Genomic DNA, 22,616 nt, shown 5'->3' with positions numbered 1-22,616 from the left:
CCCCGATCGGTCGGCGACACATCAAGGACGCGCCGCAAAAATATCTCGACTGTGTATCGGCGTCGATTTCGAATCGTTACCAACGAACTATGACGTACCCGGCGTGTCGCCGCAGGAATCCCGTCACAGGGGGTTACAAGCGGGGTTTACGAGTCGAACCCCAGGCCCAGTCGGTCGAGGGTGCGCAGAAAGAGATTGCGTTTGCCGGCATTGTGGTCGGCCCGGTTCAGCGACCACCGGGTGGCCTGGATGCCGATGCTGGCGGCCGGCTCGGGCGGAAACGGCAACGGTTTGCGGTTGACCATCTCCAGCTCGGTGCGCTCGGTGGGATGCCCGTCGAGCAGATCCAGGCAGACGTCGGCGGCGAATCGGGCCGCCCCGACGCCGAGGCCGGTGAATCCGTTGACATAGGCGATGCGGCCGCGGCCGGCCAGGCCCCAGTGCGCGCAGAACCGGGTGTTGGTGTCGATCGCGCCGGCCCAGCGGTGGCTGAACCGGACGTCGTCGAGTTGCGGGAACGTCAGGAAGAAGTGTGCGGCCAGTCTGCGATAGGTGTCCGGCCGGTCTTCGTACATCGGGTCCACTCGACGGCCGAAGTGGTAGATGGCGTCGTAGCCGCCCCAGACGATCCGGTTGTCGGCGGACAGCCGGTAGTAGTGGAACTGGTTGGCGCTGTCGCCGATCCCCTGCCGCGACCGCCACCCGATCCGGTCCAGCTGAGCCGGGGTGAGCGGTTCGGTGGCCAGCACGTAGTCGTACACCGGGATGGTGTGCAGCCGGTTGCGTTTGAGCAGGCTGGGAAAGACGTTGGTGGCCAGCACGACCTGGTCGGCGTCGATCACTCCGCTGCGCGTGCCTACCTGGACACCGCTGCGCTCCCGGTTCACCGACAGCGCGGGACTGTGTTCGAAGATCTCGACCCCGGCCTCGGCGCAGACCCGGGCGAGCTCGAAGACCAGCCGCGCGGGATGGACGATCGCGCAGGTGTCCGCGGCGAACAGCCCGGCCCGGTAGGTCGGGGAGTCCACCTCGGCGCGCACCTGGGTCTGGTCCAGGAATCGTCCGTCGCCGTCCTCGGCGGCCTCCCGTAACCACTCGACCTGATGGGGTTCGGTGGCCACGCTCATCATGCCGGTGCGCTCCCAGTCGACGTTCATGCCGTAGGACGCGATGTCGGCCTGCATGCCGTCGAGGTTGGCCAGCCCCAGCTTCTCCAGCTGGTCGAATTCTTGAGGCCAGCGGGATTTTCCGTTCTCGGCACCGTGGGTGATGCTGGCCTCGACGAATCCGCCGTTACGGCCCGAGGCCGCCCAGCCGACCCGCTCGGCCTCGATCAGCACCACCCGGGCGCCCGGCCGGCGCTCCTTGGCATGCAGCGCCGCCCACAGGCCGGCGTAGCCGCCGCCGACGACCAGCAGGTCGCAGCTCAGGCCGCTCGAGAGCCGCGGATACTCGGGGCGGGGGATGTCCAGCCACATCGATCCGAACGACGACGACCCGAGCGCCCGGGCGATGAGATCGGGGTCGACGGGGCGATCGAATACGGTCTGCACCCCAGCATGGTGCCATGACCCTGGCGTGCTACCTCGCGAATCGGGCCAGCAGAGGCCCGACGGTGGCCAACACGAACACATACGGCGTGGCGAGCGATCCGATCGCGGCCACCGAGGTGCCGGCCAGCCCGATGATCACCAGGGAGAACTCGCCGCGGGCGATCAGTGCGGTGCCGGCCCGCAGCTGGCCGGGGCGGGCGACGCCGTCGCGGCGGGCCGCGTAGACACCGGTGGCCACCTTGGTCGCCGCGGTCACCGCCGCCAGCAGCACCGCGGCCGGGAGCATCGGCACCAGGTCGGCCGGGTCGACAGCGATTCCGATGGCCAGGAAGAACACCGCCGCGAACAGGTCACGCAGCGGGCTGAGCACGGCGCGGGCCCGCTCGGCGGTCTCCCCGGTCAGCGTCAACCCGACCAGGAACGCCCCGACGGCCGCGGAGGCGTGCAGGTGTTCGGCGACCGCGGCCACGATCAGCGTCAGCCCCAGGATGCGCAGCAGCAGCTGCTCGTTGTCCGGGTGGGCGATCAGCCGGCCGACATGATGTCCCCAGCGATAGGACGCGGCGAACGCGGTGCCCAGCCCGACGATCGCGACGACCATCCACAGCAGCGCCTGCCACCAGGTGCCGCCGGCGGCGAGCACGGCCAGCAACGGCAGGTAGGCGGCCATCGCGAAGTCCTCGAGCACCAGCACCGACAGCACCGAGGGGGTCTCGCGGTTACCCAGCCGGCCCAGGTCGGACAGCAGCCGGGCGATCACCCCGGACGAGGAGATGAACGTGATGCCGGCCATCGCCAGAATGCCGACGACGTTCAGGTCCAGCAGCCACCCGGCGATCGCTCCCGGGGTGGCGTTGAGCACCAGGTCGACGCCGGCCGACGGGAGATGGCGCCGCATGCTGGCGGCGAATTCGCCGATGGAGAACTCCAGGCCCAGCGTGAGCAGCAACAGCACCACGCCGATCGACGCGCCGGTGGAGACGAACTCCCCCGCCGCGGGCACCGGCGCGATACCGCCGTTGCCCAGGGCCAGCCCGGCCAGCAGATACAGCGGGATCGGCGACAACGCGAACCGGCGCGCCGCGGTGCCCAGGATCGTCAGGACCGTGAGGATGACGCCGAGTTCGAGGAGGAGCGCCACCGAGACGGCCACGGGCGTCAGCCTTGGTCGACGATCCGCCGGACCCGCGCGATACCGTCCTCGGTGCCGATCACCACCAGCACGTCGTCGGCGTGCAGAACCTCCGCGGGGCCGGGCGAGGCCAGGACTTCTTCGTCACGCACGATCGCCACGATCGATGCGCCGGTGCGGGTCCGCGCCTTGGTGTCGCCCAGCGGGCGGTCGACGAACGGTGAGGTCGCCACGATCTCCACCTGGCCCGCGTCCAGGCCGGGCACTTCCTTGGTCAGGTCGGCGAAGCGCTCCACCAGCCGCGGCGCGCCCAGGATCTGAGCCAGCGCGTCGGCCTCCTCGTCGGTGAGTCGGAACACCGGGCGAGCCTGGTCGGGGTCGGCGGCGCCATAGATGACGACCTCGAAATCGCCGCTGCGACGGGCGATCACGCCGATCCGGTTGCCGTCGGCGTTGTCGAACTCATACCGCAGCCCGACCCCGGGCAGCAGGACTTCTTTGACCTCCATGGGGTCCATCCTCGATGACGGGGCCGGTGTTGACTAGGCCGCGGTGGCGGTGGCCGGTTGCGGGGCCGGTGTGGGAGCCCAACCGGGCGGGCCGAAGATGTAGCCCAGCCGGTCGCGCCAGCGGGTCGCGGCGCGCACGTCACGGGCGATCGCCACGTATTCGTGGGTCTCCAGTTTCCAGATGTTGAACGTGGTCACCGGCTTGGTCAGCCCGTAATGCGGCCGGAACAGCTCGGGCTGCCAGGTGCGAAAGAGGCGATCCCAAATGATCAAGATGCCGCCGTAGTTCTTGTCGAGATACTCCGGGTCCATCCCGTGATGCACCCGGTGGTGCGACGGCGTGTTGAACACGAACTCGACCACCCGCGGCAGCTTGCCGATGCGTTCGGTGTGGATCCAGAACTGGTAGATCAGGCTGATCGAGAAGCTGGTGAACACCATCCACGGCGGAACACCCAACAGCGGCAACGGCATCCACATGATGATCTCGCCGCTGTTGTTCCACTTCTGGCGCAGCGCGGTGGCGAAGTTGAAGTACCGGCTGGAGTGGTGGGCCTGATGGGTGGCCCAGATCAGCCGCACCCGGTGGGCGATGCGATGGTAGGCGTAGAACAGCACGTCCACGCCGACGATCGCGATCACCCACGTGTACCACTGGGTGGCCGACAGGTGCCACGGTGCGACGTAGGCGTACAGGGCGGCGTAGCCGAGCAGGGCCAAAAACTTCCAGGCGCCCATCGTGGCCACCGACACCAGCCCCATCGAGATCGACGCCCAGGCATCGCGGGCCAGGTAGGACCCCGCGGCGGGCGGCTGGTCGTCGGCGAGGCGTTCGAGCTTGCGGGCGGCAGTCCATTCGATGGTCAGCAGCAGCAGGAAGAACGGGACCGCGAACAGCACGGGCTCACGCATCTGCGGTGGGAGAACCGACAGCCACTCCCCGATCCGGTCCACGCCTGCTACCTCCGATATCGCCGGCTCAGCGGCGCCGGCTTCGGAAGTCTAACGCGATCACGCGGTGTTGTTAGACACCGTGTCAGGAAGCCCCGTCAGCGGAAGCTCAGTACCTGATCGCCCCAGGCCAGCCGGATCTGGCGGTCCAGATCGTCGACCACCTCGTCCTCGCGGTCGATCACCAGCGTGGCGCGGTCGTCGGCGCGATAGGGCGCCCACTGCGGCTCGCCGTGCGGCCCGGTCGGCGTGCCGGTGGCCGCGAAGTTGGCCCAGCGGGTGCGCATCCGGTGTGACACCGCCTCGCCGGTCTTGAGCCCGCCGAGTTTGAACGTGACGTCACGCGGCCCGGCGACGAGGTTGCCCCAGACATAGATCAACTCGGTGGCGTGCGCGGCGCCGAGCCGGATCATCTTGAAAATGGGTGTCGCCCAGTCGAATCGGTACAGATAGACCGGCGCCACCGCACTGTGCCCTTCGGCGAACCACACCGTCGGCATCCGGAAGCCCATGTCGCTGGCCACCCCGAGGCTGCGGGCGCGGGCCCGCCGAGCCGGATATGCCGAGCCGATCTGTTCGGCCGTGGGCAGCTGCAGACCCGGCTGGTCGTCGGCGATCTCGTCGAACATCGTGCGAATCGCCTTGGGCGCGATGGGCATCAACGGGGAGCGCATGAACCGGAACAGGGCGGCCTCGTCCTTGTTGGTCCCGATCAACAACGGCACCGGGTGGGTCTTACCGGCCCGGGCCAAGCTCACCGGATAGTCGGGGACCAGCTCACCGTCGACGGTCGGCGCGAACGCCAGCCGGCCCGGGGTCGCGGTCGGGACGTGGTCGAAGACGTGCATCGATGCGTCGATCAGGGTCTGCACGGGGGCCCGATGCGCGTCGGCGGCGGTCATGCCCAGCCGGTCGAGCAGCAGCTCGGCGACGGTGCCCGCCCGGCTGCCGTCGTAGATCGAGGTGGCCGGCGAGCTCTGGGCGATCGCGCGGGAGAACAGCCCGGCCGCCGCAGGTACGGCCAGCAGGGTGGTCACGATCCCGGCGCCGGCGGACTCCCCGAACAGCGTGACCCGGTCCGGGTCACCGCCGAAGCCGGCGATGTTGTCGCGCACCCAGCCCAGCGCGGCCAGCACGTCGCGCAGCGCCACGTTGCTGTCGAATCCCGCCGACGAGAAGTCCAGGAAGCCCAGCGCGCCGAGCCGGTAGTTGATGGTCACCACGACGACGTCGGAGCCGGCGGCCAGGACCGACCCGTCATACAACGGCTGGCTGCCGGAGCCGAAGATGTAGGCCCCGCCGTGCACCCACACCATCACCGGCTTGGGATCGGCGGCGTTCGCCCCCGAGGGCGCCCAGACATTGAGGAACAGACAGTCCTCGTCGGCGCGGGTGCCCAGCCCCATCGGGATGGGGCTGCGCGGCTGCGGGCTCACCGGCCCGAAGGCCGTCGCGTCGGCCACCTCGGTCCACGGCTGCGGCGCCACCGGGGCGCGCCAGCGCAGGTCACCGACCGGCGCCGCGGCGTAGCGCAGGCCCTTCCACGTCATGACCTTGCCGTCGTCGGTCCCGCGGACCGGGCCGAACCGGGTCGCGACGACCGGACGGTCCACGACCTGAATGTTGGCATCCGCTGTCATCGTTCTCCTTCCGCAGGGGCGAAAGACATCGCTTGTCCACGCTACCGACGGGTAACAGTCACGGCCCCGTCACCCTGCTCACCCCGAGCCCGCGCCATGACGGCGGACACAGTCGCGCCCGGCTATCCTGACCGGGCTGATAGCCGATGGAGGTGCCGGGCGTGCGGAAGTGGCTGCTGCTCTTGGCCGCCATCTGCGTCGAGGTCAGCGGAACCCTGTCGCTGCGCGCCTCCCAGGATCATCGGGCGTGGCTGGTCGTCGTGGTGTGCGGCTATCTCGCGTCGTTCTATTTCCTGGCGCAGGTGCTGCGGGCCGGCATGCCGATCGGGGTGGCTTACGGCGTGTGGGGTGCGGTGGGGACGGCGGCGACGGCGGTGCTGGCCGCGGTGATCTTCGGCGATCCGTTCACCGGGCCGATCGTCATCGGGATCGGCCTGATCATCGTCGGTGTGCTGATGGTCGAGCTCGGCTCGCGAGAACGGCAGGCTCCGCCGTGATGTGGCTGACGCTGGTGGGCGCGATCCTCGTCGAGGTGTGCGCGACGTTGTCGTTGCGCGCGTCCGACGGCTTTCGCAAGAAGATCTGGATCGCCCCGATGGCGATCGGGTATCTCGTGTCGTTCACGCTGCTGTCGGTGACGCTGTCGCTGGGCATGCCGGTCGGTGTCGCGTACGGCGTGTGGTCGGCGGCCGGGGTGGCGCTGATCGCGGTGATCGCCCGGGTGGCGTTCGCCGAGCCGCTGACCCCGCTGATGGTGGGCGGCATCGCGCTGATCATCGCCGGTGTGCTCACGATCGAGCTGACCGGCTCCGTGCGCTGAGCACGCGGGCCAGCAGCACTGTCGCCAGCCCGGCCACGGGCACGGTGAGCAGTCCGATCCGCAGCGAGGCCGCGTCGGCGATCGCGCCGACGAGAATCGGCGAGCCCAGGAATCCGACCCGCATCAGCCAGGTCAACACCGTCAGCCCGGTGCCGGGACGCAGGCCGGGCAGCTCGTCGGCGGCGTGCATCGCGGCCGGAACCAGGGTGGCCGAACCGAATCCGGCCGCGGCGAACCCGGCGATGGTGCCCGGCACGGTCGGGAAGGCCAGCGCGATGCCCATCCCCACGGCGATGGTCAACCCGCCGGCCCGGGCCACCGCGCGCTGTCCCCACCGGTCGACCATCCGGTCGCCGAGCAGCCGGCCGATGAACTGGAAGCCGACGACGGCGACAAAACCGAATGCCGCGATCGCGGCCGGCGCCGACAGCGAATCGCGCAGGTACAGCGTGGCCCACGAACTGCCGGCGTCCTCGATGACGGCCCCGGCGATCGCGATGGCGACCAACGCGGCCAGCACCAGGTAGGTTCGACGGCCCGAGCGGACGGCGGTGAGTTCGTGCTGCGCAGGTGGGGCGTCATGGTCGGGACCGGGCAACAGGAAGCGGTAACCGACCAGGCAGATCGCGCTGAACGCCACGCCGGAGGCCGTCAGCTGCACCGCCCGCGGAATGCCGAGATAGATTGCGCCGGCGCCGAACAGCCCGCCCAGCACCGCGCCCGAGGACCAGACCGCGTGCAGCGAGTTGATGATGAACCGCCCGTAGGAGCGTTGCAGGCGCAGGCCGTGGACGTTCTGCGCGACATCGGTCACCGAGTCGGCCGCCCCGGCACAGAACAGTGCCGCGGCCAGGAGCGGCCCGGTGGGGGCCAGACCCGCGGCGAGGGCGAACACCGCGATCANNNNTCAACACACTGCCCGCAACCGCGACCACCGAGGAGCGGTAGCGGCGGATCAGCGTCGCCGCGGCCGGACCGGTCAGCAGTGCACCCGCCGAAAAGGCGGCCACCGCCAGCCCGAACGCCGTGTTGGACAGGCCCAGGTCGGCTTTGATCTCCGGATACCGCGGCAGCAGATTGGCGAACAGCGCGCCGTTGGTCAAGAACAGCGCCGCGGTGGCGACCCGGGCCCGTCGGTTGCGAACGTCGAGTGCCGGGCTGCCCATGTGAGGCGAGGTTACGGGGAACCAAGCAAGATGGCAGCCATGACTGACTCGTCCCTGGCCGAACTCGCCCACCGATTCGGTGTGGCCACCGAGTACCACGACTGGACGGGACGACTCGTGGCGGTCGACGAGGCCACCCTGATCGCGGTCCTGGCCGCACTCGGTGTCGACGCCGGGACCGAAGAGGGCCGGGCGGCGGCACTTTCGGCCGAGGACCTCCGGTACTGGTCGCGGCCGCTGCCACCGACGATCATCGGCCGGTCCGACAGTGAGACCTCGTTCTGGGTACATGTCACCCATGGCGACCCGGCGCATGTCTGGGTTCGGCTCGAGGATGGCACGGTCCGCTCCGGGGTGAGGCAGGCCGACAATTTCACCCCGCCGTTCGAACTGGACGGCAGGCTCGTCGGCGAGGCGACCTTCGTGCTTCCGGCGGACCTGCCGCTGGGCTATCACCGGGTGCACGTGAGTTCGGGCGGTCAGGAATCCAGCACGCCGCTGATCGTCACGCCGGCCTGGCTGGGATTGCCACCCCGGCTCGGCGCACGGCGCACCTGGGGGTTGGCCACCCAGATCTACAGCGTGCGTTCGCAGAACTCCTGGGGTATCGGCGATCTCGGTGATCTCGCCGATCTGGCGGTGTGGGCCGGATCCCGACACGGAGCCGGCTACGTGCTGGTCAACCCGTTACATGCGGCGGCACCGGCCCAGCCGATGGAGCCCTCCCCCTACCTGCCGACGTCGCGGCGGTTCACCAATCCGATCTATCTGCGGGTCGAAGCCATTCCGGAGTTCGCCTACCTGCCCAAGCGCGGCCGGGTGTGGAAACTGCGCGCCGCGGTGCAGGGCCGGGCCGGCAAGGTCGACACCATCGACCGTGACGCGGCATGGGCTGCCAAACGTGTTGCACTCAAAGCGATTTACCGGGTGCCCCGGTCGGCGGGCCGCCAGCTGGCATTCGAGGCGTTCAAGGCACGCGAGGGCCGGGCGCTCGAAGACTTCGCCGTCTGGTCGGCGCTGGCGGAGAAGTATGGCGGCAATTGGCACGACTGGCCGGTCGGGCTGCGACACCCGGCCAACCCCGAGGTGGCCGAGTACGTCGCGCGGCATGACGCCGCGGTGGACTTCCACCGGTGGCTGCAGTGGCAGCTCGACGACCAGCTCGCCGCCACCCAGTCACAGGCGGTCCGGACCGGGATGGCGCTGGGCGTCATGCACGACCTGGCGGTCGGGGTGCACCCCGACGGCGCCGACGCCTGGGCCTTGCAGGATGTACTCGCCCTCGGGGTCACCGCCGGTGCGCCACCGGACGAGTTCAATCAGCTCGGCCAGAACTGGTCACAGCCGCCGTGGCGGCCCGATCAGCTCGAAGAGCTTGGCTACCAACCATTTCGGACGCTCATCGAGGCGATTCTGCGGCACGCGGGCGGAGTCCGCATCGACCACATCATCGGGCTGTTCCGGTTGTGGTGGATTCCGGTGGGTGCCGCGCCGACCACCGGGACGTATGTCCGCTACAACCACGACGCGATGATCGGCATCGTCGCTCTGGAGGCCCACCGGGCCGGGGCGGTGGTGGTCGGCGAGGACCTGGGGACCGTCGAGCCGTGGGTGCGTGACTACCTGCGGGCACGCGGGGTGCTGGGCACCTCGATCCTGTGGTTCGAGCTGGATCGCGACGGTCACGGCGGCCCGCTGGAGGCCGAGCGGTGGCGGGAGCTGTGCCTGTCGTCGGTGACCACACACGACCTGCCGCCCACCCCCGGCTATCTGGCGGGCGAGCACGTGCGGCTGCGCGACGAACTGGGTCTGCTCACTCGGCCCGCCGACGACGAGCTGGCCGACGATCGTGCCGAGCAGGCGGCGTGGATGGCCGAACTGCGCCGGGTGGGTCTGCTCGGCGCCGAAGCCGGCGAGCAGGACGTCACGTTGGGCCTGTACCGATATCTGGCCCGCACCCCGTCTCGGCTGCTGGCATTGGCGCTGACCGACGCGGTGGGTGACCGGCGCACCCAGAACCAGCCGGGCACCACCAACGAATATCCGAACTGGCGGGTGCCGCTGACTGGGCCCGATGGTGCCCCGATGTGGCTGGAGGACGTGTTCACCGACCCTCGGGCGCAGATGCTGGCCGCGGCGCTGCACACCGCCACCACACCCCGCCCGGACTAGCGATGCCCACGTTCAGCGCCGGAGTGCTGCTCTACCGGGTCACCGACGCGGGTGTGGAGGTGTTGATCGGCCACCCCGGCGGCCCGTTCTGGGCGCGGAAGGACGACGGCGCCTGGTCGATTCCCAAGGGCGAGTACGACGTCGGCGAGGATCCCTGGGCGGCCGCGCAGCGTGAGTTCGCCGAGGAGTTGGGTGTTGCGGTCCCCGACGGTCCCCGCATCGCGTTCGACGCGGTCAAGCAGCCCAGCGGCAAGGTGCTGACGGTGTTCGCCGTTCGGGCCGACCTGGATGTCACCGACGCGCACAGCAACACGTTCACGCTGGAATGGCCCAAGGGGTCCGGACGGCTGCAGGAGTTTCCCGAACTGGACCGGGTGGGCTGGTTCCCGGTGGACGAGGCGCGCCGCAAACTGCTCAAGGGTCACGTGGTGTTCGTGGATCGGTTGGTGGCTCATCAGGCGGGACCGGGCGGCGGGGACGCACAGCGGCAGGGTTAGCGTCGACGGGTGAAGGTTGCCGTCGTCGCACCCATCGGAGCGGGAGTCACCGCGGACCCGGTGTGGATGAGCGAGTTCGCCCGCCATCTCGAGGCGCTCGGTTTCGAGTCGGTCATCATGGCCGAGCACACCGTGCTGGTGACCCAGTACAGCAGTGTGTATCCCTATGACCCGTCCGGGCGGGTGGAGGTGCCCCCGGAGTGCCCGGTGCCCGACCCGCTGGAGCTGTTGGCGTTTCTGGCCGGTCAGACCACGACCCTGGGCCTGGCCACCGGGGTGCTGGTGTTGCCCAATCATCACCCGGTGATGCTGGCCAAGCGGGCCGCGACCGTCGACATGCTGTCCGGCGGCCGGCTGCGGTTGTCGGTCGGGGTGGGGTGGTTGCGCGAGGAGATCGAAGCCTGCGGAACGGATTTCGACACCCGGGGCCGGCGCGCCGACGAGCAGATTAGGGTGCTGCGTGCGCTGTGGGCCGACAACCCGGACGGGGTGAGCCACCATGGCGAGTTCTACGACTTCGACCACGCCATGTGCTACCCGAAACCGGTTGCCGCCCAGGGGGTACCGATCCACATCGGGGGCCACAGCCGGGCCGCCGCGCGACGTGCCGGGCGGCTGGGCGACGGTTTTCAGCCGTTGGGCGTGGGCGGCGGTGAGCTGGCGACGCTGATCGAGGTGATGCGGATGGCCGCCGAGGACGCCGGCCGCGACCCGGACACGCTGGAGTTGTCACTGGGCCACCTGGTGACCAAGGTCGACGCGGATCGCGCCGGGCGGCTGGCCGAGGTGGGTGCCGACCGGCTGGTGCTGGGGATGCCGCCGGTCGCCGACATCGGCGAGGCCAAGGACATGCTGTCGGCGTGCGCGCAGCGGCTGGGACTGCGGCCGTGAGTCTTTCGGTGGCCGACCGGTTGGCGTTGTCGGATCTGGTGTCTCACTATGCGGCGGCCGTCGACGATCAGGACGTGCCGGCCGTTGTCGGGTTGTTCGCCGGCGACGGCGAACTGGTGTTACCCGAGCCGCCGGATGTGCTGATTCCGGTGCGCTCACACCGCGGGCCCGCCGCGATCGCACAGGCCTTGGGCGCGGCGACCAGTGTCGGGCGGACTCATCATGGCATCGATTCGCAGGTGTACTCCCCCGGTGCGGGTTCCGATCTGGCGCAGGGGCGGATCGGGGCGACCGCACATCATTGGAGCCGGCGCGCCGACGGCGTCACCGATCTGGTGTGGTACCTGCGCTACGACGACGAATACGTGCGTGCGGAGTCGGGCTGGCTCATAGTGCGACGCGCGCTGACGATCGACGCGATCGAGACCCGACCCGCGCGCCGACTGCGCTAGCACTGATGCCCGGCTCGACTGTGGGCCTTGTGCACCGATATCGGCGAATATGCGTGCACAAGGCCCACACTCGGCGGGCCTAACGTATCCGGCGGCCCCGGGTTCGTCAGTTGCGCGACTGCAAGGCCTGCTGTCCGAACGTGCCGGTCTGCAGCGATCCGTCGGGCAGCACCAGCTCACCGCTCTGCAGCCGCGACCGCAGGTAGGCGAACGTCTGCGCGGTCTGGGCGAACAGATGCTCGCCGGCCACCAATGCCGCCCGGGGCGGGCCGTCGGCGGCGGCGAACTGTGGCAGCGGCTGCACCACGGTGTGGTAGTCGACGTTGAAGAACAGCGGGAACGAATACCGTTCTTCGGAGACCTTGCGGACCCGGTGTGAGGTCGCGACGAACGCGCCGTTGGTCCACAGCTCGAGCAGATCACCGACATTGACGACGAAGGTGCCCGGTATCGGCGGCACGTCGATCCACTCGCCTGCGCCATTGAGCACCTCGAGGCCCGGGGCGGTCGGCTTGAGCAGCGTGAAGCACTCGTAGTCGGTGTGCGCCCCGATGCCCTGCACGTCGTGCGCCTCCGGGTTGTGCGGGTAGTAGATCAGCCGCAGTTGGCTCGGTGTCTTGGTGGCGTGCCGGGTGAAGGTGTCGGGATCCTCGCCCAGTGCGACCGCGAACGCCCACAACAGATCCTGGCCGACGCCGAGCACCGCCTGGTAGTACTCGGTCACCGTGTCGGCGAAGCCGGGCAGGTCTGGCCAGACGTTGGGGCCCAGCATCGGATTTCCGGCCAGATGGTCGGGGTCGTCGGCGGGCAGGTCCAGCGCGGTGTCGAACGCCTCTTTGAGGTCGGTCTTGTCGCCGTAGAGGCCCTCCTCGCCGACCGGCACGTAGCCGCGGTGGCAGTTCGACAACCCGATGTAGGACTTCATCTTCTCGTCCATCGGCAGGGCGAAGAACGCTTTGGTGGCGCCCAGCAGCCGGTCGAACAGCTCCTCGCTCACGGAGGTTCCGGAGATGTAGAAGAACCCGACTTCGCGGGCGGCCGCGCCGAGTTCGGCGGCGACTCGTTCCCGATCGGCGCGGTCGGCCGAACGCAAGCCGCTGATGTCGATCACCGGTACCGACTGAAATGCCCCACTCACAGTGTCACGCTTCCTTCGCTTTCCTTGACGTCCCAGACGACGTCGTCGACTCGTAGCCGTCCTACGGCCAGCTCGGGCCGCAGCGTCTCCCCCACCCGCGATATATCTGCAGAAACCGTTATCCCCCAGTCGGTTCCATCGATCTTGCCAATCGATACGTCCGCCTCGTCGCCCCTGCGCCAGGCCCAACCGAAGCGATTCCCCACGCGCACAAGCACAGCCGACGTCAGCAGCAGCCCCCAGCACGGCAGGGCCGCAGCGGCTTCGCGCTGCCAGTGCTCGGTGTAGTCGGCGTGCACGCCGACTTCGATCAGCAGGTCGCCGGCCCAGCTCATCCGTCCGGCATCGGGTAGCCCGGGTGGCTGCAGATCGACCAGCCTGGTCCACTCGAAGACGTCGTCGTGTTGGCCGAGCCGCCCGGCGAAGCCCGCACCCGGCCCGCGCACATCGACGAACATCGAGATGCCCTGTAGCCATTGCACGTCGGCCTCGGTGTCGCGGGACCCGTCGGCCTCGATCAGTAGGGTCCGCCGCCACAGCCCGTGGCAGTCGGCGATCTGTGGAATCACAGTGCGGCCGTCCACATCTCGCGCAGCTGAGCCAGCCCGGCCTCGGTGGGCCGGCCCAGCGCACGCACCCGGGCGATACCGCCGTCCGGATAGGCCTGCACCCGGATCGCGGTGATCTGCTCGGCCGCCACCACGAACACCTGCCTGGCGTCCGGGAGGAGCTGGGTGCGGGGCAACACGATCTCGTCGAAAGACAGCGCCCACCAAGGCCGCCCGGGGCTCGGCCGGTCGCGGGTGCCGCGCACACACACCTCGCGTGAGGCGTTGAATACGAAGTACGAGGTGTCGATCTCGACGCGGTCCAGGTCGGTCGGCACCAGGAACGAGATCGTCACCGCATCGTGGGTGTCGGGCCCGATGTCGCGCCGGCGCCGGGCTTCCCAGCCGGCCCCCATGTTGTGCGGCCGGTCGGCGGCGATCACCGCCCGGGCGTCGGAGTAGAACGTGTCGCTGCAATGTTCGACGCGCCCGCCCTGTTCGGCACCGGAGACCTCGACGGTGACCCCCGACCAGAGCGCCGGATCCGGCACCGGATCGCCGTACGCCCGCAGCCGCGCCACCCCGCCGTCGGAGGCGATCACCAGTCGCAGGTGGGTGTAGCGGCGTGGGTCGCTGACCGCGATCGGGTTGTGCGCGTCGGCTTTCAGCGGTGTGGGGGCGGCCAGCACCCGCCAGTCGACGGCCGGGTCGCAGGGGTCGTCGGTGGCCGCCAGCGTGGCACCGAACACGGTGGCGCCGGTGGGATGGTTGCCGGTGAAGAACCGGGTGTCGACGTCGATGCTGCGCACCCGCCCGGGTACCCCGAGCCGCACGATCACCCAGTCGCCGCGCGGTGAGTGCCTGCGGGTCTCCCAGCCGTCCACCACCTCACCGCGCAGGTCGAACGTGCCCGGTACGAAGTTCGGCTCGGCCGCCTCGATCAGCCGTTCCTTGAACCCGAACGATTCGTCGCTGGCCGCCACCACACTGCCGCCGACCGCGCGGCAGGCCAGGTCCAGGCCGGCGTCCCGGGGCAGGGTCATCGGCTCAGCGCCTGCGACAGCGGCCACTGTGTGCGCGCGTTGTCCGGTCCCGGCGCGAAGACCCCGGCCTTGCTGGTGGACAGGCCAAGGCCGACGAGCATCTGCGCCAGGCCCACCGCGGCTGCCACCCCGTCGACGGCGGGAACCCCCAGCGCCTCGGTGATCGCCCCGGTCACTCCTGCCATCCCGGCGCAACCCAGACAGATCACATCGGCGCCGTCCTGGGTCACCGCGCGTTCGGCCTCGGCGACGATCGCTTTCACCGCGGCGCCCGGGTCGGCGTCCACCTCCGCGGTCCCCAGCCCGCAGGCTCGCACCGACGCGCAGTGCGCCGACAACCCGGCCAGCAGCAGCCGGTCGGAGATCGGGGCGATCGAGCGGGCCAGCGTCGTCACCACCGAGAACCGTCGGCCGATCAGGTGCGCCACGTGAGCCGCCGATTCGGCGATGTCGAGAACCGGCACCGTGAGCATCTCCTGCAGGGCGTCCTTGCCGTGTTCGCCGAATCCGGCCAGCACGACGGCATCGGCGTCGAAGGTCCCGGCGGCCAGACGGGTGGCGACCACGTCCATCACACCGACCGCGGACAGGTAGCTCTCCGCCGCGGAGTCGATCGCCACCGCGCCGAAAGTTGGCTGCGTGGTGGTGATCTCGGTACCGGGCGCCGCAGCGCGGCGGGCGGCGGCGTCGATCTCGGCGGACATCGTCGCCGATGTGTTGGGGTTGAGCACCAGGATCTTCACGCCGGCTCCCGTATCCCGGCCGCCAGCAACCGGCCGCGGCTGTGCTCGTCGGCCACCCGGCCGCCGCGCCACGTCTGGCGCACCGTTCCGCGCAGGGTGCGCCCCTCGTAAGGGGTGAGTGGATGACGGTGGTGCAGGTCGCTGCCCCGGACCACCCATGTCGTATCCGGATCGAACACGCAGAAGTCGGCCAGCAGGCCGGGCGCGATCCTCCCGCGGTCGCCGCACCCCGCGAGGTCGGCGGGCGCCTGCGCCATCCACCGGCACACGTCCGGCAGGCCGAACCCGCGGGCCGCAGCCTCGGTCCACAGCGCGGGCAACGCGATCTGCAGCGAGCTGATCCCGCCGAACGCGCGGCCGAAGTCGCCGCCGCCGGGGTCCTTGTGCTCCTGCGCGCACGGCGAATGGTCGGACACGACCATGTCCAGAGTGCCGTCGGCCAGCCCCGCCCACAGTAGTGCCTGGTTGTCCGTACCGCGGATGGGTGGGCAGGCGGCGAACTCGGTGGCGCCGTCCGGAATGTCCTCGGCGGCGAATGTCAGGTAGTGCGGACAGGTTTCGGCGGTGACCGGCAGCCCGGCACGCTTGGCGTCGGCGATCATCGGCAGCACCGCCGCGCTGGACACGTGCACGATGTGGGCCCGCCCGCCGGTGTCGGCGACCGCGTCGAGCACGATCTTCACCGCGTCCAACTCCACGGTGTCGGGCCGCGATTGCAGGAAACCGCTGTAGGTTCGGCCCGCCGGGGGTGGGCAACCGGCCAGCACGCGGGCACTCTCGGCGTGCACCAGCAGCACCGAATCGAGTTCGGCGACAACGCTCATCGCGGTGCGGAACTGGTCGGGGTCCAGCGGGGGGAAGTTCGGATTGCCGGATTCGGACAGGAAGCACTTGAATCCCAGCACCCCGGCCAGCTCACAGATCGAGTCCAGGTTGTCCGGCACGATGCCGCCCCAGAACCCGGTGTCGACGCGGCACTGCCCAGCGGCCGCGGATCGTTTGAGGTCCAGCGCGCCCGGCGTGGTCGTCACCGGGTCGCTGTCCAGCGGCATGTCCACCACGGTGGTGATACCGCCGGCCAGCGCCGCCGCGGTGGCCGTGGCGAAACCCTCCCAGTCGGTGCCCGGTTCGTCGACGTGCACGTGGGTGTCCACCAGGCCGGGCAGCAGCACGACCCCGGGTTCCAGCGTGGTCTGCCGGGTGCAGTCCAGATCGGTGCCGAGGTCCCCGACCACCCGGATCATGCCCTCGGACAGTCCGATGGCGGCCGGGCGGACCACACCGTCGATCACCGCGCGCTCGGCGCGAATGACGTGGTCGACAGCGGGTCGGCTCACCGCGGCCGCACCGGTCCGAATCGCTCCTCGAGCCGGTGCGTCAGCTCCGGCCAGACGTGCGGATCATGGCCGGGCACCAGTTCGTACCCCTTGTCGGTGGCCAACCTCTTCAACCGCCGGATCGGCTCCACGGTGTCGGCCGGGTCGACGTCGATGAACCCGCCGATCGGCAGCTCGTGCTCGATGTTCTCGGTCAGGTCGGCGGCGTCGAAGGCGAACACGAAACCCCCGCCGCCGACGGTCGGATCGAGTTCCACCACGAAGCTCTGATGCCCCGGGGTGTGCCCGTAGGTCGGGATCGCGGTGATTCCGGGTGCGATCTGGGCTTCACCGTCGGCGAGCACCCAGTCGATGTTCGGGTCGTCGAAATCGATCCGGTTGATCGCGTTGCGTTCCGGCTCAGGATGATTCGACAACCCGTACTCCAGCTCGCGACGCTGCGCATGAATCGGGACCTTGCCGGCGAACAACTTCACCCCGCCGGCGTGGTCGTGATGCAGGTGCGACAGCGCCACGAGGTGGATGTCGTCGACGTCGATGCCGATGTCGTGCAACGACTCCTCGATCGGTTCGCCGGGTCCTGGGAGCACGGGGATGTACTCGACGGTCGGAAAGAACCGCCGGTACAGCGCCGGATCGCGGATCAGTGCGGTGTTGAACCCGGTGTCGAGCAACACCCAGCCGCCGTCGGTCTGCAGCAGCACGCCGGGCACGGGTTCACGCATCCGCAGTTCCGGTGGCGAACCGTAGACCGAGACCGACTTGGGCAACTCCTCCCAGCCCAGGGTCAGCAGGACAATCCGGCGAACTTTCCCGTCTCCCAGGACCATTCGGCTCAGCCTACCGACAGCGCGGCCAGTCGCAGCGTGTTCGGGTCGGTCACCACGTGCGCCTGCTCGACACCCTTGAGCCAGGGCTGAGCCACCATGAAGTCGTTGACATTTGCGATGTTCAGCCAGCAACCGGTCTTGACCGCTTCCTCGCCGGCGGTGGAGAAGTCCGCGAGGTCACCGGTGGGTAGCCCCTTGGCCAACGCGTCGGTGATCGGCGGGGCCGAGCAGCCGAAGAAGTTCAGGCCACCGTCGGCATCCCAGGAGATGTGCCCCCAGGTGTAGGGCGCCGGCGCGTCGGGCCATCCGAGATAGGTCATGATCTCCGGTGCCGCCTGCCCATCGCCGCCGACCCACCCATAGATCTCCGAAGTCGGGTAGGCCTGAACCTTGGCATTGAGTCCCGCCGCCGCCAGCTGCGTCTGGACCAGGTTGGAAATCAACTGGTTGTCGGGGTTCGACGAGTCGTAACCGATGGTGACGGACTTCTGGTCCGCGGGCAGGCCCGCCGCGATCTGAGTCAGCACGGACGGATCATGGGTCACCGACTGCTTGCCGTATTCAGCGGCCATCATGTTCGCCGGGTAGATCTGCTCGGCCTTCTTGCCGCGGCCGAAGTAGGTCTGCTTGACCAATTCGTCGACATCGATGGCCTGCATGACGGCGTTGCGGTTCTTCGCGTCGGTCATCATCCCCTTCTTGGGATTGATGTAGACGAAGTTCGACATCATGGTCGGCAGTGAGTAATTCGCGAACGACTTGTTGTCCAGATAGGACTGCACCGCCGAGGACGGCAGGTCGTGCAGGATCGCGGCGAGCTGACCGTTGTTGAACTGCAGCTGCTGCGCCGAGACATCGGTGATCACCGGCAGTTCGACCTTCTCGAAGTACGGCTTGGCGCCCCAGTAGTCGCCGAATGCGGTCAGCTGGTACTTCGAGCCGACCTCGGCGGCGGTCAGCGTGTACGGGCCGGTGCCCAGGTCGTGGGTGGTCAGATAACTCTGCGCGTGGTCAGTGCCGCCGTTCTTCTGCAGGCCCTCAGGACTCATCATCCGCGGACCGTATGGGCAGGCCAGGTAATCCAGGAACGCCGAATTCGGCGCCTTGAGCGTGACGGTGACGTCGTAATCGCCCTGGGTGGTGACCGATTCGACGTCGGAGACCATGTAGGCGGGCCCCTGGTTCACCGCAGCCCGGCGGTCGAAGGACGCCTTGACCGCCGCCGAGGTGAAGGGCGTCCCGTCGTGGAATTTCACCCCCTCGCGCAGCTTGAAGGTGAACACCTTGTTGTCCGGCGATGCCTTCCACTCGGTGGCCAGCAGCGGCTGGAGCTCCGCCTTGTCGGTACCGCCCTTGTACTGCAGCAGGCCTTCGTAGGTGTTCGTGGTGAGCAGCAGGCCCTGACCGGCGTAGTAGATGTCCGGGTCCGGCGGCTGGCCCGGATCCTGGAGGAAGGACAGGTGCAGGACCTTGTCGGTCGGGGCCGCGTTGGGGGTGCTTCCGCCGCCCGAATTGGATCCGCCGCAGGCGGTTACGGTGAGTGCGGCGGTGGCGCCGATCGCGAGGATCGTACGGAGTTTCTTCATCGGGCGGCTCCTTCGAGGACGGGGGTGGTCAGTGAGGTGAAGGCGGCGAGGATCTCATCGCTGGTGCGCACCGCGCCGGCTTGCAGGTATTCCATGGCGTCCAGGGCGGCCAGATGGGCGTCGACGGACGAGCCGCCGACGCAGTCGGACACCACCCGCACGTAGAAGTCCCGCTGGTGGGCGTCGGCGAACGTGTAGTGCACGCACACGTTGGTCAGGCCGCCGACGAGGATCAGTGTCGAGGCCTTCAGGCCGGACAGCACGATCTCGAATTCCGTTCCGATGAAACCGGAGTAGCGCCGTTTGACGATGTGGAATTCGTGGTTGGGCCCGTCGAGCTCGGGCAGCAGCCGCGGATGCAGCGGGGTGCCGGGCTTGCCGTCGATGCAGTGCACCCCTTCTGTGCCGTCGAGTTCGCGGCCGAAGTCCACGCCGCTGGGACGGTGCACCTCCTGGAAGAACACGATCGGGATCCCCGCGTCGCGGGCGGCGCCGATCAACCGCTCGGCCACCTCGATCCGTTCGTCATAGCCAGGCATGTGGGCGATGCCCATCTCCTCGGCGGGCATGCCGCCGCTCTCCTGCATATCGACGACAACCAGAACCGGATTGCCCACGATCAGTGGCTGTTTCGGCACCTATCCTCCTGTAACTGCGATGCGGGGGTCTGCAGCGGCCTGGAGAAGATCCACGGCCGTGTTGATGAAGACGTAGAGCGCGCCGAGCATCAGCGTCACTCCGGCGATCGCCGGGAAGTCGGCGACCGGGATGCTCTGGGCGATGTACTGGCCGATGCCCGGCCAGCCGAACACCTGCTCGACGACCAGGACGCCGGAGAACATCAGGCCGATCTGCAAGCCGGTCATCGACAGAGCGGAGCCGACGCAGTTGCGCAACACGTGACCGGCTACGATCCGGGTCTCCGACAAGCCTTTTGCCCGTGCTGTCCGGGCATAGTCGCTGTCCATGTCGGTCAGCAGGCTCGAGCGCAGCACCCGCCCGATCGCCACCGCCGGGCCCAGCGCGATCACCAGGGCGGGCAGGACGAGGTGGTGCAGTGCGTCGGTGACGACGTCGAGGCGCCCACTGAGCAGCCCGTCGATCGTCAACAGGCCGGTGGGCCCGGTCGGCGGGTTGCTGATCCCGGTGCGGCCGTTGGCCGGTACCCAACCCAGCTTCTGATAGAACACGATCAGCCCGAGGATGCCGAGCAGGAACATCGGGGCGGAGGCGCCGGTGAACAGGATGCCGCGCAGCACCGCGGACCCCCGCCACTTCAGCGTGGTGCTGAACGCCAGCAGCACGGCCAGCAGCAGGGCGATCACGAGACCGTAGAGCGCCAATTCCAGCGTGGCCGGCAGGAAGCTGCCGAGGTCGGAGGCGACGGGATGGCGGGTCCGGTAGGACGTGCCGAGGTCACCCTGGACTGCTGCGGTGAGGTAGTTCCAGAACTGGGTGAAGATCGGATCGTTGAGGCCGAGCGCTTCGCGCCGGGCGGCGACCGCCGAGGCCGAGGCCTGGGCGCCCATCTGGGCCTTGACCGGATCCAGCGGCGAAACATGTTGCAGCACAAACATGACTGCGGTCAGCGCGATCAGGATCGCCACCGTCGCCGCCAGCCGGGAGGCTATGAAGGTTTTCATCGGATCGGCCTCCTAGCTCGTCTTCATCAGGTTGCGCAGGCTGTCGCCGGCGATGTTGCCGATCACCGCCAGAACCAGGACCCCGACGCCGGGCATCACCGGAATCCACCACTGCTGCAGGAAGTAGCTGAGGTTGCGGGCGGCGTCGGCACCGAGTTCGGGGGCCGGGGCGGCCTGACCGAGCCCGAGGAACGACAGCGCGGCCAGGGTCAGGATGAGCGTTCCGAGGTCGAGACTCGCCGCCACCAGCGCGTTGGGCACCGCCCCGGGCAGCAGGTGGCGCACCGCGACCCGGATCGGTCCCACTCCGGCCAGCCGCGCGGCCTCGACGTGCGGACGGGCCGCCAGCCGGGCGATCTCACCGCGCACCAGCCTGGCGTAGAACGGCCACCACACGATCGACACGGCGATCAGGGTGTGCACGAAGCCGGGCCCCAGCGCAGCGACCACCGCGATCGCGAGAACCGGCGCGGGCAGCGACAGGAAGCCGTCGGTGATGCGCATCAGGGTGGCGTCCAGCCAGCCTCCGGTCGCCCCGGCGATCAGCCCGATCACGCCGCCGATCAGCAGCCCGACGGCGACCACCACCAGCGCGGCGAACCAACTGGACCGCGCACCGAACAGCACCCGGCTGAGGATGTCGCGCCCGACGCTGTCGGTGCCGAGCAGAAAGCCGTCCTTGCCCGGGGCCTGCAGCGGCATGCCGACCGGGACCAGTGGATCGTGCGGGGCCAGGATCGGGACGGCGATCGCAATCAGGGTCACCAGCACGATCAGCGAGACTCCGAGCCAGTTCAGGATCAGGGCACGGTCTTTCGGCAGTGCCGCCAGCCGCTTCTCGCGGCCACGCAGCAGCGCAGGGGCGGGAATCGCGATGGCCATCAGCGTGCCTTTCGTTCCAGGCAGGCGACCTGGTGCGGGCTGCCCGGGATACCTTCCAGGCGCACGTCGAGGTCGATGTCGCTGCACGTGTCGATCGCGATCGGGCACCGGGGGTGGAACGCGCAGCCGGTCGGCGGGGACAACGGGCTGGCCGGTTCACCGGCCAGCACGCGGCAGTCGCGGCCCAGATCGGGGATCGCGTCGACCAGCGCCTGCGTGTAGGGGTGGGTCGGTCGGCCGATGACATCCTCGGCGGGACCGATTTCGACGATGCGGCCCAGGTACATCACCGCGATCCGGTCGGCGACCACCCGCGCGACCGACAGGTCGTGCGTCACGAACACCACCGACATGTCCAGGCTGCGGCGCAGTTCGCCGATCAGGTTGAGCACCGAGGCGGCCAGGGAGACGTCGAGTGCACTGGTCGGCTCGTCGCACAGCAGCACCTGCGGCGGGATCACCGTGGCGCGGGCCAGTGACACCCGCTGCCGCTGACCACCGGAGAGCTGTCCGGCCCGCGACTTGACCACGTCCTGTGGCAGCCCGACCCGCTCGAGCACGGCGGCGACGGCGTCCTTGCGTTCGGCCCGCGACATCGACGTGCCACGCAGGCGCTCCCCGATCAGTTCCCCGACCGACAGCCACGGGGTCAGCGAGGCGCCGGCATCCTGGAAGACCATCTGCGGGCGTTCGGTCCCGGCCAGCTCCACCTCGCCGGTGGTCGGCTTCTCCAGCCCGGCGATGATCCGCAGCAGGGTCGACTTGCCCGATCCGCTCTCGCCGACCAGGGCCACCGATTCACCGTGCGCGACGGTCAGCGACACACCGCGCAGCGCCTGCAGTTTGCTCTGTTGGTTACCCGAGCGGTCGAGCCAGCGCCGGCGCACGGCGAACGCCTTGGTGACGGTGCGGGCGTCGACGGCGGCGGGTTGCGCACGGTCGATCTCGGCACGGTCGGCGAACGGCTCGGTCTCGGCGGCGACGACGGCGGACAATTCTGCGCGCATCTCCTCGGGCGCGATGATGCACGCGCTGACCCGGCCGGTCGCGACCGCCACGGGATCCGGTGGCGTGACAGAACAT

At 69.3% G+C, this 22,616-nt stretch carries 22 protein-coding genes and 1 pseudogene; 6 read left to right on the top strand and 17 right to left on the bottom strand.

Annotated elements, in window-relative coordinates:
• Nucleotides 1-146: 146 nt before the first annotated feature.
• The 5 genes from MSZK_RS00575 to MSZK_RS00555 all read right to left on the bottom strand — a co-directional run bounded on the left by MSZK_RS00575 (nucleotide 147) and on the right by MSZK_RS00555 (nucleotide 5,785).
• On the bottom strand, nucleotides 147-1,553 hold the full coding sequence (locus MSZK_RS00575) for an FAD-binding oxidoreductase (protein ID WP_099243740.1): 1,407 nt from the start codon (nucleotides 1,551-1,553) through the stop codon (nucleotides 147-149).
• 28 nt (nucleotides 1,554-1,581) lie between these two features.
• Entirely contained in the window at nucleotides 1,582-2,706 is a 1,125-nt protein-coding gene (locus MSZK_RS00570) for a cation:proton antiporter (protein WP_099243738.1), read from the bottom strand.
• Between the two features lie 5 nt (nucleotides 2,707-2,711).
• Nucleotides 2,712-3,194: a cation:proton antiporter regulatory subunit gene (locus MSZK_RS00565; RefSeq protein ID WP_099243736.1), complete on the bottom strand. Its 483-nt coding sequence runs from the start codon at nucleotides 3,192-3,194 to the stop codon at nucleotides 2,712-2,714.
• A 33-nt stretch (nucleotides 3,195-3,227) separates the two neighbouring features.
• Nucleotides 3,228-4,106 carry a sterol desaturase family protein gene (locus tag MSZK_RS00560; protein WP_099243840.1) on the bottom strand — a complete coding sequence of 293 codons (879 nt, stop codon included), beginning with the start codon at nucleotides 4,104-4,106 and terminating at the stop codon, nucleotides 3,228-3,230.
• Nucleotides 4,107-4,243: 137 nt separating this feature from the next.
• Complete coding sequence (locus MSZK_RS00555; protein ID WP_099243734.1) at nucleotides 4,244-5,785, bottom strand: carboxylesterase/lipase family protein; 1,542 nt, start codon at nucleotides 5,783-5,785, stop codon at nucleotides 4,244-4,246.
• A gap of 161 nt (nucleotides 5,786-5,946) precedes the next feature.
• On the opposite strand from MSZK_RS00555, the gene MSZK_RS00550 reads away from it, so the two are divergent.
• Together MSZK_RS00550 and MSZK_RS00545 are read left to right on the top strand one after the other, a co-directional pair.
• Nucleotides 5,947-6,282, top strand: coding sequence for a multidrug efflux SMR transporter (locus MSZK_RS00550; RefSeq protein WP_099243838.1), 336 nt, complete (start codon nucleotides 5,947-5,949; stop codon nucleotides 6,280-6,282).
• Complete coding sequence (locus MSZK_RS00545; RefSeq protein WP_099243732.1) at nucleotides 6,282-6,605, top strand: multidrug efflux SMR transporter; 324 nt, start codon at nucleotides 6,282-6,284, stop codon at nucleotides 6,603-6,605. The genes MSZK_RS00550 and MSZK_RS00545 overlap by 1 nt, the downstream gene beginning before the upstream one ends.
• Here the strand turns inward: MSZK_RS00545 and MSZK_RS00540 are convergent.
• A pseudogene (locus MSZK_RS00540) lies at nucleotides 6,574-7,771 on the bottom strand (MFS transporter). The gene MSZK_RS00545 and the pseudogene MSZK_RS00540 sit on opposite strands and share 32 nt — an antisense overlap.
• A 30-nt stretch (nucleotides 7,772-7,801) precedes the next feature.
• Here MSZK_RS00540 and malQ point away from each other — a divergent pair.
• From malQ to MSZK_RS00520, 4 genes are read left to right on the top strand one after another with little or no spacing between them, the layout of a single operon-like run.
• On the top strand, nucleotides 7,802-9,943 hold the full coding sequence (gene malQ / locus MSZK_RS00535; protein ID WP_371411264.1) for a 4-alpha-glucanotransferase: 2,142 nt from the start codon (nucleotides 7,802-7,804) through the stop codon (nucleotides 9,941-9,943).
• Nucleotides 9,944-9,945: 2 nt separating this feature from the next.
• Nucleotides 9,946-10,440 (top strand): NUDIX domain-containing protein, encoded by a 495-nt coding sequence (locus tag MSZK_RS00530; RefSeq protein ID WP_099243730.1) that lies wholly within the window; start codon nucleotides 9,946-9,948, stop codon nucleotides 10,438-10,440.
• Nucleotides 10,441-10,449: 9 nt separating this feature from the next.
• Entirely contained in the window at nucleotides 10,450-11,331 is an 882-nt protein-coding gene (locus MSZK_RS00525) for an LLM class F420-dependent oxidoreductase (RefSeq protein WP_099243728.1), read from the top strand.
• Nucleotides 11,328-11,783 carry a nuclear transport factor 2 family protein gene (locus tag MSZK_RS00520; protein ID WP_099243726.1) on the top strand — a complete coding sequence of 152 codons (456 nt, stop codon included), beginning with the start codon at nucleotides 11,328-11,330 and terminating at the stop codon, nucleotides 11,781-11,783. The genes MSZK_RS00525 and MSZK_RS00520 overlap by 4 nt, the downstream gene beginning before the upstream one ends.
• Nucleotides 11,784-11,889: 106 nt before the next feature.
• Here MSZK_RS00520 and MSZK_RS00515 read toward each other — a convergent pair whose 3' ends face one another.
• The 11 genes from MSZK_RS00515 to MSZK_RS00465 form a co-directional block, all read right to left on the bottom strand.
• Nucleotides 11,890-12,921 (bottom strand): isopenicillin N synthase family oxygenase, encoded by a 1,032-nt coding sequence (locus MSZK_RS00515; RefSeq protein ID WP_099243724.1) that lies wholly within the window; start codon nucleotides 12,919-12,921, stop codon nucleotides 11,890-11,892.
• Nucleotides 12,918-13,505: a hypothetical protein gene (locus MSZK_RS00510; RefSeq protein WP_233211047.1), complete on the bottom strand. Its 588-nt coding sequence runs from the start codon at nucleotides 13,503-13,505 to the stop codon at nucleotides 12,918-12,920. Before MSZK_RS00510 ends, MSZK_RS00515 begins: the two co-directional genes overlap by 4 nt.
• Entirely contained in the window at nucleotides 13,487-14,512 is a 1,026-nt protein-coding gene (locus MSZK_RS00505) for an allantoicase (RefSeq protein ID WP_099243722.1), read from the bottom strand. The genes MSZK_RS00510 and MSZK_RS00505 overlap by 19 nt, the downstream gene beginning before the upstream one ends.
• Nucleotides 14,509-15,255 carry an aspartate/glutamate racemase family protein gene (locus MSZK_RS00500; protein ID WP_099243720.1) on the bottom strand — a complete coding sequence of 249 codons (747 nt, stop codon included), beginning with the start codon at nucleotides 15,253-15,255 and terminating at the stop codon, nucleotides 14,509-14,511. Before MSZK_RS00500 ends, MSZK_RS00505 begins: the two co-directional genes overlap by 4 nt.
• Nucleotides 15,252-16,592, bottom strand: coding sequence for an allantoinase AllB (allB, locus tag MSZK_RS00495; RefSeq protein ID WP_099243718.1), 1,341 nt, complete (start codon nucleotides 16,590-16,592; stop codon nucleotides 15,252-15,254). The genes MSZK_RS00500 and allB overlap by 4 nt, the downstream gene beginning before the upstream one ends.
• Nucleotides 16,589-17,422, bottom strand: a complete 834-nt coding sequence (locus MSZK_RS00490; RefSeq protein WP_099243716.1) for an N-acyl homoserine lactonase family protein — start codon at nucleotides 17,420-17,422, stop codon at nucleotides 16,589-16,591. Before MSZK_RS00490 ends, allB begins: the two co-directional genes overlap by 4 nt.
• Nucleotides 17,423-17,427: 5 nt before the next feature.
• Nucleotides 17,428-19,008, bottom strand: coding sequence for an ABC transporter substrate-binding protein (locus MSZK_RS00485; RefSeq protein WP_099243714.1), 1,581 nt, complete (start codon nucleotides 19,006-19,008; stop codon nucleotides 17,428-17,430).
• Nucleotides 19,005-19,646 carry a cysteine hydrolase family protein gene (locus tag MSZK_RS00480; protein WP_099243712.1) on the bottom strand — a complete coding sequence of 214 codons (642 nt, stop codon included), beginning with the start codon at nucleotides 19,644-19,646 and terminating at the stop codon, nucleotides 19,005-19,007. The genes MSZK_RS00485 and MSZK_RS00480 overlap by 4 nt, the downstream gene beginning before the upstream one ends.
• Entirely contained in the window at nucleotides 19,647-20,651 is a 1,005-nt protein-coding gene (locus MSZK_RS00475) for an ABC transporter permease (protein WP_099243710.1), read from the bottom strand.
• Nucleotides 20,652-20,663: 12 nt separating this feature from the next.
• Nucleotides 20,664-21,533: an ABC transporter permease gene (locus MSZK_RS00470; RefSeq protein ID WP_099243708.1), complete on the bottom strand. Its 870-nt coding sequence runs from the start codon at nucleotides 21,531-21,533 to the stop codon at nucleotides 20,664-20,666.
• Nucleotides 21,533-22,616 (bottom strand): ABC transporter ATP-binding protein (locus tag MSZK_RS00465; RefSeq protein WP_142389818.1); only part of this gene is annotated, 1,084 nt, incomplete at its 5' end. The genes MSZK_RS00470 and MSZK_RS00465, both read right to left, overlap by 1 nt.

It is taken from the genome of Mycobacterium sp. shizuoka-1 (assembly GCF_002723835.1).
Classification (GTDB): domain Bacteria; phylum Actinomycetota; class Actinomycetes; order Mycobacteriales; family Mycobacteriaceae; genus Mycobacterium.
The sequence above is the reverse complement of the archived record's forward strand: the minus strand, read 5'-3'. Positions and strand labels throughout refer to the sequence as shown.